Origin of the sequence: Mycobacterium sp. UM_Kg27, from assembly GCF_000972905.1 — a bacterium.
Classification (GTDB): Bacteria; Actinomycetota; Actinomycetes; order Mycobacteriales; family Mycobacteriaceae; genus Mycobacterium.
Genome location: NZ_JRMM01000003.1, coordinates 18094 through 31931, shown reverse-complemented (window position 1 = coordinate 31931; position 13838 = coordinate 18094). Strand labels below are relative to the sequence as shown.

The following is a 13838-nucleotide window of genomic DNA, read 5'->3' as shown; positions in this document are numbered from 1 at the left end:
CATATCGGTGTTTACCGGTCGTGCGTAGGGTGTGGAACATGCAGCTACATGACGTGAAGACCCGCCGCAGTGCCGATGACTTTCCCCGCTCCGAGCATCTCGCCTGGAAGATCGCACAGGTGGCCGCCGACCCGGTGGCCGTTCCCGATGACACCGCGGCAATGGTCATCAACCGGATCATCGACAACGCCGCCGTCAGCGCTGCCTCGGTGCTGCGCCGGCCGGTGACGGTGGCTCGCCGGCAGGCTCAGGCGCACCCGTCGAAGCCGGGCGCTGCGGTCTTCGGTATCGAGGGCACCTATTCCGCCGAGTGGGCGGCCTGGGCCAACGGCACCGCGGTGCGCGAACTGGACTTCCACGACACCTTCCTGGCTGCGGAGTACTCGCACCCCGGCGACAACGTCCCGCCGCTGGTGGCGGTCGCCCAGCAGCTCGGCCTGTCCGGCGCCGACCTGATCCGCGGCCTGGCCACGGCCTACGAGATCCAGGTCGACCTGGTCAAGGGCATCTGCCTGCACGAGCACAAGATCGACCACGTCGCGCACCTCGGCCCGTCGGTGGCCGCCGGCATCGGCACCATGCTCAAGCTCGACCCCGAGGTGATTTACTCCGCGGTCGGCCAGGCGCTGCACCTGACCACGGCCACCCGCCAGTCCCGCAAGGGGTCGATCTCCAGCTGGAAGGCCTTCGCGCCGGCATGGGCCGGCAAGGTCGGCATCGAGGCCGTCGACCGGGCGATGCGCGGTGAGGGTGCTCCGGCCCCAATCTGGGAGGGCGAGGACGGCGTCATCGCCTGGATGCTGTCGGGCAAAGACCACACCTACCAGGTGCCGCTGCCCGGCCCCGGCGAGGCCAAGCGCGCAATCCTGGACACCTACACCAAGGAGTACTCCGCGGAGTACCAGAGCCAGGCGCTGATCGACCTGGCTAAGCGGCTCCGGGAGCGGATCGGCGACCTGAGCCAGGTGGCCACCATCAAGCTGCACACCAGCCACCACACCCACTACGTGATCGGTACCGGTTCGGGTGATCCGCAGAAGTTCGACCCGGACGCGTCGCGGGAAACCCTGGACCACTCGGTGATGTACATCTTCGCCGTCGCCCTGGAGGACGGCAGCTGGCACCACATGCGGTCGTACTCCCCGGAGCGCGCCCACCTTCCCGACACCATCGCGTTGTGGCACAAGATCTCCACCGTCGAGGACCCGGAGTGGACCCGGCGCTACCACTCGACCGACCCGAATGAGAAGGCCTTCGGGGCGCGCGCCGAGGTGACGCTGGCCAGCGGGGAAGTGATCACCGACGAGTTGGCGATCGCTGATGCGCACCCGCTGGGGGCCCGGCCGTTCGAGCGCAAGCAGTACATCGGCAAGTTCACCGAGCTCGCCGAGGGCATCGCCACCACCGCTGAACAGGAGCGGTTCCTGGCCGCCGCAGAAGGTCTAGCGGGGTTGGCGGGTTCTGAACTCCGCGGACTCAACATCGTCGTCGAGCCCGCGGTGCTGGACCAGGCGCCGGCGACTCCCAACGGGATTTTCCGGTGAGTGGGCTGCTCGGGGCGGCCGCGGCCCCGTCGGACAAGCGGGTGGCGTTTCGCTCGGGTCTGAATTCTGGTCAGCTGCAACGGTTCCCGGGCGCGTTCTCGCCGCTGGTCGCCAAGCTGGTGGCCGAGATCGGATTCGAGGGCGTCTACGTCTCCGGCGCGGCGCTCTCGGCCGACCTGGGGCTGCCGGACATCGGGCTGACCACGCTGACCGAGGTGGCCGGACGCGGCGCCCAGATCGCGTCCGCCACCAGCTTGCCGACCCTTATCGACGCCGACACCGGCTTCGGTGAACCCATGAGTGCTGCCCGCACCATCACCGTGCTCGAAGATGCCGGGCTGGCCGGATGCCACCTCGAAGACCAGGTCAATCCCAAGCGGTGCGGACACCTCGACGGCAAGGCCGTGGTGCCTACCAGCGAGATGATCAAACGGCTGCGGGCCGCGGTCACCGCGCGCCGGGACCCGAACTTCGTCATCTGCGCCCGCACCGATGCCGCCGGCATCGAAGGGCTTCCCGCCGCGATCGAGCGTGCAAAGGCCTACGCAGAAGCCGGTGCCGACCTCATCTTCACCGAAGCGCTACAGGGCCCGGATGATTTCGAAAAGTTCCGTGCCGCAGTCGATGTGCCGCTGCTGGCCAACATGACCGAGTTCGGCAAGTCGGAACTGCTCACTACCACGCAACTGTCCGACCTCGGCTACAACGCAGTGATCTACCCGGTGACCACGCTGCGGCTGGCGATGTTCGCCGTCGAAGTGGGCCTGCGCGAGATCGACTCGGCTGGAACGCAAGCCGGACTGCTCGACCAGATGCAGCACCGCAGTCGGCTCTACGAGCTGCTGCGGTACGCCGAGTACAACCAGTTCGACGATGACATCTTCAACTTCACCATTCAAGGAGGCAGACGGTGACCACCGCGGATATTCACAAGGGCCTCGCCGGCGTCGTCGTCGACACCACCGCCATCTCCAAGGTCGTGCCGGAGACCAACTCGCTGACCTACCGCGGCTATCCCGTGCAGGACCTGGCGGCGCGTGTGAGCTTTGAGCAGGTCGCCTACCTGCTCTGGCACGGTGAGCTGCCCACGGACGCCGAGTCGGCGTTGTTCTGCCAACGGGAGCGGGCGGCGCGGCGAGTGGACCGGTCGCTGCTGTCGCTGGTGGACAAGCTCCCGGAGAACTGCCACCCGATGGACGTGGTGCGTACCGCGATCAGTTACCTGGGTGCCGAGGACGCGGAAGAGGACGATCCCTCCGAGTCGGCAAACTTCGCCAAGGCGCTGCGGATGTTCGCGGTGCTGCCGACCATCGTCGCCGCCGACATGCGGCGTCGGCGCGGTCTGGACCCGATCGCACCGCACAGCCACCTCGGCTACTCCGAGAACTTCCTGCGGATGTGCTTCGGTGAGGTGCCCGACCCGGTCATCGTGACGGCCTTCGAGCAGTCCATGATCCTCTACGCCGAGCACAGCTTCAACGCGTCCACCTTCGCCGCGCGGGTGGTCACCTCCACCCAGTCCGACATCTACAGTGCCGTCACCGCGGCCATCGGCGCGCTCAAGGGCTCGCTGCACGGCGGGGCCAACGAGGCGGTCATGCACGACATGATCGAGATCGGGGAGCCGGAGAGGGCCGCAGAGTGGCTGCACGCCAAGCTGTCTCGCAAGGACAAGGTGATGGGGTTCGGCCACCGGGTGTACAAGCACGGGGACTCTCGGGTGCCGACCATGAAGGCGGCGCTGGAGCGGGTCGCCGCCGAGCGTCACGGCCAGCGCTGGTTGGACATCTATCGCATCTTGGAGGCCGAGATGTTCGCGGCCACCGGGATTTTGCCCAACCTGGACTTCCCGACCGGGCCGGCCTACTACCTGATGGGCTTCGACATTCCGATGTTCACCCCGCTGTTCGTGATGAGCCGAATCACCGGATGGACCGCGCACATCATCGAGCAGACCGCGTCCAACGCGCTGATCCGTCCGCTGAGTGCGTATTCGGGAAGTCCCCAGCGCGTCGTCGGCGCGCGCTGAGGCATCAGCCGAGCGCGGTGAGCTCCAGGCGCTCGAGGCGGCGCACCAGCAGGCTGGGCAGCCAGCGGCCGGCCTCGGCGATGCCGAACTGCGATGTGCGTGCCAGCAGTTCGCCGATCACGATCCTGGCCTCCAGCCGCGCCAGGGCGGCGCCGACGCAGAAGTGCGCGCCCTTTCCGAATGCCAGGTGACTCTGCGCAGGGCGGTCCACCTGGAACTCGTTCGGCGCGGCAAACCGCGACGGGTCCCGGTTGGCCGCGCCCCACAGCAACAGCAGCCGTGATCCAGCCGGCAGATTCACCCCGCCGAGGCTGGTGTCGCGCCGGACATGGCGGTAGTGACCGCGGAACGGCGACTCGCACCGCAACACCTCTTCGAGGAACGGGCCCAACAGCTCCGGTGCGTCGCGAACCCGACGCTGGACCTCCGGGCGCGTCGCCAAAATCCAGGCGGCCGAACCGATCAGCGATGCCGTCGACTCACCGCCGGCGCTGAACAGGGTGATCATCATGACCTGGGCGGTGAGGTTGTCGAGTGCGCCGGAGGCGCAGGCGGTGGCCAAGTCGCCGAGCAGGTTGTCGCGCGGATCGAGAGCGGCCCGCCCGAAATGGTCGTTGATGTAACCCGCGAGCTCCATGACGGCGACACCCGCGCGGGCGAGTTGGTCAGCGTCGACCAGCCCCTCCACCACTTGGGTGCCGGCGTAACCCCAGGCCGCCAGCTGATCCACGTCCTCGTCGGGCACACCGATCAGCCGCGCCACGATCATCATCGGCAGCCGGTTGGCGACGGCGCTCATCCACTCGATGCGTCCATCGCGGACCCCGTCGTGCCACAACTGGTCCATCGTCTCGGAGATGAACGGCTCCAAAGCGCGAATCCGTTTGGCCGCCAGCTGTGGCACCAGCATCTTGCGGTGCGCGGCATGAGCCGGGTCGTCGGCGGTGGCCAGCACATGGGTGGGGTCTTCGAGTCCGGGCATCGGGAAGGTGGCCACCGTGCCGTCGGGTTGGTAGAGCATGGTCCCGGTCAGGTTTGAGGAGAAGTCCTGCACTCGCGCCACCGCCTCGATGACCGCATCCCAGCCGCACACCGCATAGAACCCGGAATCACCGATCGGGTGCACCGGGGCGTGCGCCAGCATCCGCTCGTACAACGGGTACGGGTCTTGAATGCACGCGTCGTCGAACAGGCGCAGGCCCATCTGGTCTGTCTCTACTGGCATGGCGTCTAGGCTGCTCAAGGTGCGCTACCTGCGTCAATGCGCTGCCCGAAGTTGAAAGCCGTCGTTGGAGCCGGTGGCCGGGGATCGTCTCAGAGCGCGCCGCGGACCTGCAGACACGGTGAGAATTCGGTCTATTTTTGTCTCACGCTGAGATAAAGTTTGCAGGCGGAGGGAGTGCGCGATGACCGGGCATGACTGGCTGGTGGGAGAGGACCGTCGTGCCGCCGGCGCCGAACGCATCTACGCCGCCGCGATGGATCTGGTGATTCGCGAGGGGATCGATGCCCTCGACATCGACGTCTTGGCGGCCCGGGTGCATTGCTCGCGCGCCACCATCTATCGGCATGCCGGCGGCAAGGCCGAGATTCGCGATGCCGTCCTGGCGCGGGCGGCCGCACGCATTGTGGACACTGTGCGCCAGGCGGTCGCCGGGCGCAGCGGGGCCGATCGGGTGGTGGCCGCGATGGCGGCGGCACTGCAGCGGATCCGCTCGGATCCGCTTGTCCAACCGATGGTCGGCTCGGTGCGCGGCGCGCAGGAGATGACCCGACTGGCCGCATCGCCCATGGTCGCCGGTTTCGCCCGCGACCTCGGTGGTCTGAGCGAGGACGATCGGCTGGCCGCGCAGTGGGTCGTGCGGGTGCTGCTTTCGCTGTTGTGCTGGCCCCTCGAGGACGCCGCGGCCGAGCAGCAGATTCTGGAGCGCTTCGTCGCCCCGGCCTTCGCCGGGGACGGTTTCGCCGCGCAGACCTAGAACACGTTCTAGTCTGGCCGTCATGGGATTTCTCAAACCTGAACTGCCCGTTGTCGACTTCGCCGAATGGAGCAAGGGCACGCGCAGCGAGAAGATCCGGCCGATGGCCCGGCACTGGGCCGAGGTGGGTTTCGGCACGCCGGTGGTGCTGCACCTGTTCTATGTGCTCAAGATCGGCCTCTACATCCTGGGCGCCTGGCTGTTTGCGCTGAGCACCGCCGGGGTCGACGGATTCACCGAGGTACGGCAGTGGTGGAGCGAACCGATCGTCTTCGAGAAGGTCGTGCTCTACACGATGTTGTTCGAGGTGATCGGCCTGGGCTGCGGCTTCGGCCCGCTCAACAACCGGTTCTTCCCGCCGATGGGATCGATTCTGTACTGGTTGCGGCCGGGCACCATCCGGCTGCCACCATGGCCGCGGCGCATCCCGCTGACCGCCGGCACCAACCGCACGCCGGTGGACGCCGCCCTGTATGCGGCGCTGCTGGTGATGCTGGTGGTCGCGCTGGTCTCCGACGGAACCGGCCCCATCGCCGCGCTGCACACGAACGTCGGGGTGTTGCCGCACTGGCAGATCCTGACGATTCTGGGGATCCTGGCCACGATCGGGTTGCGCGACAAGGTGATCTTCCTGGCGGCCCGCGGCGAGGTCTACGCCCCGCTGGCGGCGGCATTCCTGTTCACCGGGGTCGACATGATCATTGCGGCCAAAGCGATCTTCATGGTGATCTGGATGGGCGCGGCGACTTCAAAACTCAACCACCATTTCCCATTCGTCATCTCGACGATGATGAGCAACAACCCGCTGATCCGGCCGAAGCCGCTCAAGCGCGCCTTCTTCAAGAACTTCCCCGAAGACCTGCGCCCCGGCGGTCCATCCAAGGCGCTGGCGCATGTGAGCACGGCGATCGAGATGCTCGTGCCACTGGCACTGTTCTTCTGCCACGGTGGTCTGCCCACCGCGACCGCGGCCTTTGTCATGGTCTGTTTCCACCTGGGGATCCTGGCGGCGATCCCGATGGGCGTGCCGTTGGAGTGGAACGTCTTCATGATCTTCGGGGTGCTGTCGTTGTTCGTCGCACACGCCGATCTCGGGTTGTCCGACCTCAACAACCCGCTGGCGGTGGCGCTGCTGTTCGCCATCAGCGCGGGCACGGTGGTGGCGGGCAACCTGTTCCCGCACAAGGTTTCCTTCCTGCCCGGCATGCGGTACTACGCCGGAAACTGGGACACCACCCTGTGGTGCCTGAAGCCGTCGGCGGAAGAGAAGATGGCGCGCGGGATTGTCGCGATCGCCAGCATGCCCGCCGCGCAGTTGGAACGGTTCTACGGAAGTGCCGAGGCCGCTCAGATCCCGATCTACATGGGGTATGCGTTCCGCGGCTTCAACACCCACGGCCGGGCGCTGTTCAGCCTGGCGCACCGGGCGATGGCTGACGGTGACGAGAGCGACTACTCGCTGACCGACGGCGAGCGGATCTGTTCGACGGCCATCGGCTGGAACTTCGGCGACGGCCACATGACCAATGAGCAGCTGATCGAGGCCTTGCAGCAGCGCTGTGGATTCGAGCCGGGGGAGGTGCGGGTGGTGATTCTCGATGCGCAGCCGATCCATCGGCAGACCCAGGCTTACCGGCTGGTGGACGCCGCCACCGGTGAGTTCGAGCGCGGCCACGTCAAGGTGGCCGACATGCTGGAGCGCCAGCCCTGGCAGGACGATCTGCCGATTTACGTCGACGGCGCCGCCTCGGTGTGACCTAGATAACTGGTCCAACCAGTTGACCAGTGGGGGTGGGTGCCTGACCATGGAGACCATGGATCTGGCGCCCATCTCCCGCACCGCGCTCTCCGACACGATCTTCGTGCGGCTCGTCGAAGAGATCCTGACCGGACGCTTGCCTGCCGGCGGGCCGCTTCCGTCCGAACGCGAACTGGCGCTGACCCTGCAGGTCAACCGGCACGCGGTGCGCGAAGCGCTCAAGCGGCTGCAGCAGGCGGGACTGGTCCGGATCAGCCACGGCGGAAAGACCCGGGTGCTGGACTGGCGGCAAAGCGCCGGCCTGGACGCGCTGACCGGATTGGCTGTCGCCGGGGCGATTCCGGCGCGCCAGATCATCGGCGACGTCGCGGTGATGCGCCGCTCGATCGCCGCGGACGCCGCACGACTCTGCGCGCGGAACGCCTCGGCCGAACAGCGGGCCGCGATCATCGCGGCCGCCGCGGACTACCCGATCTCCGGCGACCTTGCGGCGGTCAGCGACGCCGACCTGGCGTTCTGGATCGCCGTAATTGACGCATCCGGCAATATTGCCTACCGGCTGGCGCTCAACACCTTGGTCGCCGCCTACGACGAGATCGGCCGCGACGCCATCTATGCGTTGGGAGCCGCCGAATTCGCCGACCGCAGCTCCCACATCGACCTCGCCGCCGCGATCGCAGCCGCCGACGAGGACGCGGCGTACCGCCTCGCCGAAGAATTGCTGACCCGGTTCGTCACGGCCTGTCAGGCCGGCACCGAGGGCGAGGAGTAGCCGCATGTTCGACCTCATCGCGCACGCCATCCCGGTCTTCATGCTCTGTCTGCTGTTGGAAGCCGTGTCGTTCGCGGTGCGTCCCGACGATCAGGAGCGCGGCTACGAGATGCGCGACACCAGCACCAGCCTCACGATGGGAATCGGCAACGTCGTCATCAACATCGGCTGGAAGCTGGTGGTGCTGGCGATCTTCAGCGGGGCCTATCTGCTGGCACCGGTTCACCTGCCGGCCAGCAACCCACTGACCTGGATCGCACTGTTCGTCGCCGACGACATCGCCTACTACTGGTACCACCGCACGCACCACACCATCCGGGTGTTCTGGGCCAGCCACGTGGTGCACCACTCCAGTCAGCACTACAACCTGTCCACCGCGCTGCGCCAGACCTGGACGCCGTTCACCTCGGTGCCGTTCTGGATACTGTTGGCGTTCGCCGGATTCGCCCCGTGGATGATCCTGCTGCAGCAGTCGGTCAGCCTGCTCTACCAGTTCTTCATCCACACCGAGCGGGTCGGAAAACTTTGGCGGCCAATCGAATTCATCTTCAACACCCCGTCGCACCACCGGGTGCACCACGGGGCGAACGCCCAATACCTTGACAAGAACTACGGGGGAATCCTCATCGTCTGGGACCGGCTGTTCGGCACCTTCCAGCCCGAGGACGAGCGCGTCGTCTACGGCTTGACCAAGAACATCGACACCTTCAATCCGGTGCGAGTGGCCACCCACGAATACGTGGCCATCTGGCGCGACATCCGTGCGGCTCGCAGTTGGCGTGCGGTGTGGGGCCACCTCTTTCGCGGCCCGGGATGGCAACCGGCAGCTTAGGCGCCGGGCGTGACCCACTCGTCGTAGAACGGCGGCATCTGCGAGGCCCGGGAGGTGAACTGGGCGTCGCGCTTCTCCAAAAACGCCCGCACCCCGTCGGCCCCGTCGCCGATGCTGGTGTAGAACATCGCCAGTGAATCGACCCGGTGCGCCTCCACCGGGTCCGGTTGCGCGGAGTTGCGGTAGAGCATCTGACGGATCAGCGCGAACGACACCGGCGAGCGGCCCTTGGTCCAGGCATCGGCCAGCGCCCGCGCGTCAGCCAACAGTGCTTCGGGCTCGTGCAGCGACCCCGCGATCCCGCAGCCGAGTGCCCCCTCGGCATCGAGGATGTCGGCGCGGTAGAGCAGATCCAGGGCGGTCGGCATGCCGACGATCCGGGGCAGAAACCACGTCGAGCACGCCTCGGGAGTGATGCCCAGCTTGCCGAAGACCAGACCGAAACGCGCCTTGGTGGAGAACAGCCGGGCGTCCATGGCCAGCATCATGGTGGCCCCGATCCCGACCGCGGGCCCGTTGACCGCGGCGATCACCGGTTTACGGCAGTTGTAGATCGCCAAGGTCACCCGCCCGCCGGTGTCGCGCACCCGGGCCAGCTCGGGGTCGTCGAGGTCGGCCATGTCGGCCAGCGACGGCGACTTGGACTCATCCAGGCCGAACACGTTGCCGGAACTGGACAGGTCCATGCCCGCGCAGAAGGCGCGCCCCGAGCCGGTGACGATCACCGCGCGGACGGCGTCGTCGTAATTGACGTCGACGAAAGTTCGCTCCAGCTCCTCGGCCATCTCGACGGTGAAGGCGTTGAGATTGTCCGGCCGGTTCAAATACACGGTGAGAATGCCGTCTTCGACCTCATGGCGCAGCGTGGTGAACTCCATCGCCCCGAGGCTAGTGGGCCTCGGCGCGAGACAAGAAGCGGGGCACGATGGCCGCCGCGGTGGTGGCGACCGCAGTCGACGCCAGCGCCTGGCCCCAGCCGATCGGGCCCAGCGGCGTGCAACCCATGAACTGACTGATCCCCGGGATGCTGATCAGCAGGGCCAACGCCGCGAACGACCCGCCGGCGGTGGCCAGCACCATCGGCGAGCGTGACTCCAGCAGGGTCTGCGCCAACTGGGTGGTCACCAGCGCGACCAGCGCCACCGTCGACGCGCGGCGGGGCAGGCCGGTGAGCCGGCCCATGAACCATGCCGCGAGGGTGGCGCTGGCCGTGGTGGTGCCCCGTAGTGTCACCGCGCGCAGCAGCGCCTTCTCATCGGGCCCGCGTCCCCCGAACGGCATGGGACGCCGAGGCTGGCTGATCGCCAGCGCGGTGGCCGGGAACGCGTCGGTCACGATGTTGACCAGCAACAGCTGCCGGGTGTTCAACGGTGCCTGACCGGTCAGCGTGCTGCCGATGATCGCGAACAACGCGCCGCTGGCGTTGCCGCCCAGCAGCACCGCCACCGCGGCCTGCACCCGCTGCCACAGCTGGCTGCCCTCGTTCAGGGCGTCCAGCAGGGTCTCGATCTTCCCGTCGAGCAGCACCACGTCGGCGGCCGTGTGGGCGGCGTCGCTGCCCTGCGCGACGATGCCGATCCCGACGGTGGCGGCCCGGATGGCGGCGGCGTCGTTGGCGCCGTCACCGACCATGGCCGAGACCTTGCCGCTGCGCTCAAGTGCCTGAACCACCTGCACCTTGTTCGCCGGCGACATACGGGCGAACACCACCCGCTCGGACACCGCGCGTTCCTGCTCCGTGCCCGACAGCGCCTCCCACTCCGTGCCGGTGATCACCTGATCGGCGGACAGCTGCACGCCCATCTTGCGGGCGATCGCACGGCCGGTGGTCGGGTGATCGCCGGTGATCATCCGAATGGGCACCTGCCGGCGGTCCAGCTCGGCCAGCAGCCCCGCCGACCCGGCGCGTGGCGTGTCGGCGATACCGACGAACCCGACCAGCGTCAAACCGTCGGCGCACTGCTGCGCCAGCGTCGCGAGCTGGGCTTCGGGATCGTCCGGATCTGCCGAAAGCGCCTGCACCTGAGCGGAACTGAGCTCGCGTCGTGCTACCGCGAGCACCCGCAGGCCCTCGTCGGCCAGCTGCTCCACCACATCGTGGATGTCGGCCGGGACGTCACCGCAGGCGGCCAACACCACCTCCGGTGCACCCTTGATGGTCAACTCGGCGCCGAACACCGACGCCGCGAACGGCCGCCCGGAGCGAAACGGCAGATGGGCATCGGCTGTCCCCGAAGCGACGGCTCCGGGCACCTGGGCTGCCGCCGCCACGATCGCCGTATCGGTCGCGTCGACATGGCTCTGCCCCTTGGCCGACGCCGTCGCACGCTCCGCGCACCGCAGTACCTCGTCACGGGAATGATCGGCCGCCGTACGCACCTCGGTGACCCGCAACCGGTTCTCGCTCAGGGTGCCGGTCTTGTCGAAACACACCACGTCGACGCGGCCCAGGGCCTCCACGGAGCGGGGCACCCGCACCAGCACACCGGATTTGGTGAGACGCTGGGCCGAGGCGTGCTGAGCCAGCGTCGCCACCACCGGCATGCCCTCGGGGACAGCGGCCACCGCCACCGACACTCCGTTGGCCACCGCCTGCTGCAGCCGGGTGGCCCGCAACACGCCAAGCACGCTGACCAGACCGCCGGCCATCAGGCTCAGCGGCCAAGTCCGGGTGGTGATCTGTCCGAGCTGATGGGTCAGCCCGATATCCCCGTGCCGGCTGGTGACCAGGTCAGCGGCGCGCCGCACCTCGGTGTCGGGGCCCACCGCGGTCACCAGCGCCAGACCGCTCCCGGAGGCCACGGTGGTGGCCGCGAACAGCATGCAGCGACGCTCGGCCAGCTCGGCGCCCGGGGTGGCATCGATCTGCTTGGCCACCGGCAACGACTCACCGGTGAGCGAGGACTCGTCGACCTCCAGCTTCTCCAGCTCGACCAACCGGGCGTCGGCGGGCACCACATCGTCGGGACCCACCTCGATCAGGTCGCCACGCTGCAGCTGCTCGGGAAGCACCTGGACGCGGTCGCGGGTGCCATCGGGCCGGATCGTCACCTTCCAGGCGGGCGGGATCTGCTCGGCCAGAAGCCGATCCAGCCGCAGTTCGGCGCTCAACCGTTGACCGGCCGCCAGGACCGCATTGCTGACCAGGACAGAGCCGACCATGAGCGCGTCGAGGGGTGCGCCCAGCAGCGCGGTGGCAGCGGCGCCCAGTCCCAGGACGGGTGTCAGTGGATCGGACAGTTCATCACGCACCGCGTCCAGGAACTGCCAGACCACGTGCCGCCCGGCGATGCCGGTGTCCGGCGCGACGTCGGGCCGCGACAGCGAGCTCAGGGCGGCACGCGCCTGCTCGACCGACATGGCATGCCACTCCTCGACGGGGACCGGCCGGGGCAGCGGCGCCGTGATCACCCGGCGGGCCGTCCAGTAGCCCGACACCAGACCCACGGTCGCGCCCAGCGCCACCGGCTCAGGACCGCGTCCTCGCACCGTGGGTATGAGCAGCATCGAACCCAATGCCGAAGCGCCGGTGGACAAGGCGATACCCAGACGGGTGGCCTCCTGGGCTGCGGGCAGGGCATGCAGCACCCGCCAGACCCCGGACAGGTCATCGATGATCAGGTCCGCCACCGGCGGCTCGCCGTCGTCGGGCAGGATGCCGATCCCGAGGTCGGCCGCCGACAGCGCCTGGGCGGCCGCAGAGGAGACCACCGCCACGGTGTGGCCGTCCTGCTGGTAGTCGCGCACCGCATGAAGCAGCGTGACGTCGATCGAATCGCCCGTCAGGGGAGCGATTTCGTCGAATGCGGGCCGCAGCACTCCCAGGCCGGTGGAGTCGTCCACGGTCACCGTGCGCACCTGGGCGCGCTGTGTCTCGGCGAGCGTCGCGGCCGCCAGGGGATGCGGCGACGGAGCAACCAGTGCCTCGGTGCCGGGGCGGCCGGGGACGGGATGCCACCCTGGCCGCAGGTCACCTGCCGCGAGCATCTCCCGGGCGCTTTCCCAGGCGGTCAGATCCTTCTCGTCGGTGCCGCGCAGTCCCGCCAGGCGCAGCGCTGCGGTCCGCAGCACGCGCGGATCGAGGATCACCACGTCGATGCGGTCCAGTCGACGCAGGCTGTCCGGGTCGACCTGCAGTGCTTCGTCCCGGTTGGCCAGCCCGCGGCCCAATGTGGCGGCGAATGATTCGTGCGTGGCCCGGGTGGCTTTGGGCACCGCGACCAACGCGGCATTGCCGGCCAGTTCCGGGTCGCGGCTGGTCGCGGCGACGACGGCGGCGCCGATCGCCTGAATCCAGGTCCCGCGCTGGAGGTTGTGGTCGACCGGGCTCTCCGGGGATTCGGTCGTGCGCTGGGCCGGCCGGGCAGCCGGGCGGGCCAGTTCCGGCTCGCGCCGCGCCCAGGCCCGGGTGTCCGCGCGCGCTTCGGCGGCCCTGATGGTGTTGATCGCCAGGTCCACTGCCAGCATCGATGGCGCCGCGGCCAGGGCGTTGACGGCGGTGGTCGCCATCCCCAACGCGGTGGCGGTGGCGCGCTTGCCGATTCGTTCCTCCAGCATGCGGCGCAGTTGCGGCTGGTGGTCCAGGGTGATCACCGCGCCCTGGAGGCTGGAGGGCAACCGGCGAAACCGCAGCACGCGACTGGCAACTGCCAGACCCAGGCCGACGGCATTGATGCCGGCCATCGCGGCGCTGCTGACCGCGATCAGACCATCGCCGGGTTCGGGGGCCGGGCGAAGGTGTCGGGGTGGGCGGTCGGCCTCCGCCGGTGGGTCGGCAACCACCTCATAGTCCGGCTCGACATCGTCGGCCAAGGCAGCTATCGAGGGGGGCATCGGTCTCCTTCGCTCGGCGACCGAAGCCGTGGAGACAGCCCGCGGAACCTTCGGTCGACATGATTGATCGTCCGAAGGTCTCGCTCGCGA

At 68.3% G+C, this 13838-nt stretch carries 10 protein-coding genes; 7 read left to right on the top strand and 3 right to left on the bottom strand.

Features of this window, described 5'->3' with window-relative positions:
* Window positions 1-38 precede the first annotated feature (38 nt).
* The 3 genes from prpD to LI94_RS00940 are packed head-to-tail and all read left to right on the top strand — an operon-like array spanning window position 39 to window position 3573.
* Window positions 39-1544: a 2-methylcitrate dehydratase PrpD gene (gene prpD, locus LI94_RS00950; RefSeq protein WP_024441138.1), complete on the top strand. Its 1506-nt coding sequence runs from the start codon at window positions 39-41 to the stop codon at window positions 1542-1544.
* Complete coding sequence (prpB, locus tag LI94_RS00945; protein ID WP_046300008.1) at window positions 1541-2458, top strand: methylisocitrate lyase; 918 nt, start codon at window positions 1541-1543, stop codon at window positions 2456-2458. Before prpD ends, prpB begins: the two co-directional genes overlap by 4 nt.
* On the top strand, window positions 2455-3573 hold the full coding sequence (locus LI94_RS00940; protein ID WP_046300007.1) for a bifunctional 2-methylcitrate synthase/citrate synthase: 1119 nt from the start codon (window positions 2455-2457) through the stop codon (window positions 3571-3573). Before prpB ends, LI94_RS00940 begins: the two co-directional genes overlap by 4 nt.
* A gap of 4 nt (window positions 3574-3577) precedes the next feature.
* Here LI94_RS00940 and LI94_RS00935 read toward each other — a convergent pair whose 3' ends face one another.
* Complete coding sequence (locus tag LI94_RS00935) at window positions 3578-4798, bottom strand: cytochrome P450 (protein ID WP_046300006.1); 1221 nt, start codon at window positions 4796-4798, stop codon at window positions 3578-3580.
* Between the two features lie 181 nt (window positions 4799-4979).
* On the opposite strand from LI94_RS00935, the gene LI94_RS00930 reads away from it, so the two are divergent.
* The 4 genes from LI94_RS00930 to LI94_RS00915 are packed head-to-tail and all read left to right on the top strand — an operon-like array spanning window position 4980 to window position 8915.
* Entirely contained in the window at window positions 4980-5552 is a 573-nt protein-coding gene (locus LI94_RS00930; protein ID WP_046300005.1) for a TetR/AcrR family transcriptional regulator, read from the top strand.
* A gap of 22 nt (window positions 5553-5574) precedes the next feature.
* The gene (locus LI94_RS00925; protein WP_046300004.1) at window positions 5575-7308 is read left to right on the top strand and encodes a DUF3556 domain-containing protein; all 1734 of its coding nucleotides are present in this window, start codon (window positions 5575-5577) and stop codon (window positions 7306-7308) included.
* A 49-nt stretch (window positions 7309-7357) separates the two neighbouring features.
* Window positions 7358-8083, top strand: coding sequence for a GntR family transcriptional regulator (locus LI94_RS00920; RefSeq protein ID WP_239651122.1), 726 nt, complete (start codon window positions 7358-7360; stop codon window positions 8081-8083).
* A gap of 4 nt (window positions 8084-8087) precedes the next feature.
* Window positions 8088-8915 (top strand): sterol desaturase family protein, encoded by an 828-nt coding sequence (locus LI94_RS00915; protein WP_046300003.1) that lies wholly within the window; start codon window positions 8088-8090, stop codon window positions 8913-8915.
* On the opposite strand, the gene LI94_RS00910 is transcribed toward LI94_RS00915, so the two are convergent.
* Both LI94_RS00910 and LI94_RS00905 read right to left on the bottom strand, forming a co-directional pair.
* On the bottom strand, window positions 8912-9793 hold the full coding sequence (locus tag LI94_RS00910; protein WP_046300002.1) for a crotonase/enoyl-CoA hydratase family protein: 882 nt from the start codon (window positions 9791-9793) through the stop codon (window positions 8912-8914). The two genes, LI94_RS00915 and LI94_RS00910, sit on opposite strands and share 4 nt — an antisense overlap.
* Window positions 9794-9803: 10 nt before the next feature.
* A complete protein-coding gene (locus LI94_RS00905) occupies window positions 9804-13748 on the bottom strand; it encodes a cation-translocating P-type ATPase (RefSeq protein WP_046300001.1) in 3945 nt (1314 codons plus the stop codon).
* Window positions 13749-13838 lie beyond the last annotated feature (90 nt).

Bases quoted from the DNA above. Each gene is read 5' to 3' on its own strand.
- prpD (WP_024441138.1), top strand. From the start codon at position 39: ATGCAGCTACATGACGTGAAGACCCGCCGCAGTGCCGATGACTTTCCC.
- LI94_RS00935 (WP_046300006.1), bottom strand. From the start codon at position 4,798: ATGCCAGTAGAGACAGACCAGATGGGCCTGCGCCTGTTCGACGACGCG.
- LI94_RS00930 (WP_046300005.1), top strand. From the start codon at position 4,980: ATGACCGGGCATGACTGGCTGGTGGGAGAGGACCGTCGTGCCGCCGGC.
- LI94_RS00925 (WP_046300004.1), top strand. From the start codon at position 5,575: ATGGGATTTCTCAAACCTGAACTGCCCGTTGTCGACTTCGCCGAATGG.
- LI94_RS00920 (WP_239651122.1), top strand. From the start codon at position 7,358: ATGGAGACCATGGATCTGGCGCCCATCTCCCGCACCGCGCTCTCCGAC.
- LI94_RS00915 (WP_046300003.1), top strand. From the start codon at position 8,088: ATGTTCGACCTCATCGCGCACGCCATCCCGGTCTTCATGCTCTGTCTG.
- LI94_RS00910 (WP_046300002.1), bottom strand. From the start codon at position 9,793: ATGGAGTTCACCACGCTGCGCCATGAGGTCGAAGACGGCATTCTCACC.
- LI94_RS00905 (WP_046300001.1), bottom strand. From the start codon at position 13,748: ATGCCCCCCTCGATAGCTGCCTTGGCCGACGATGTCGAGCCGGACTAT.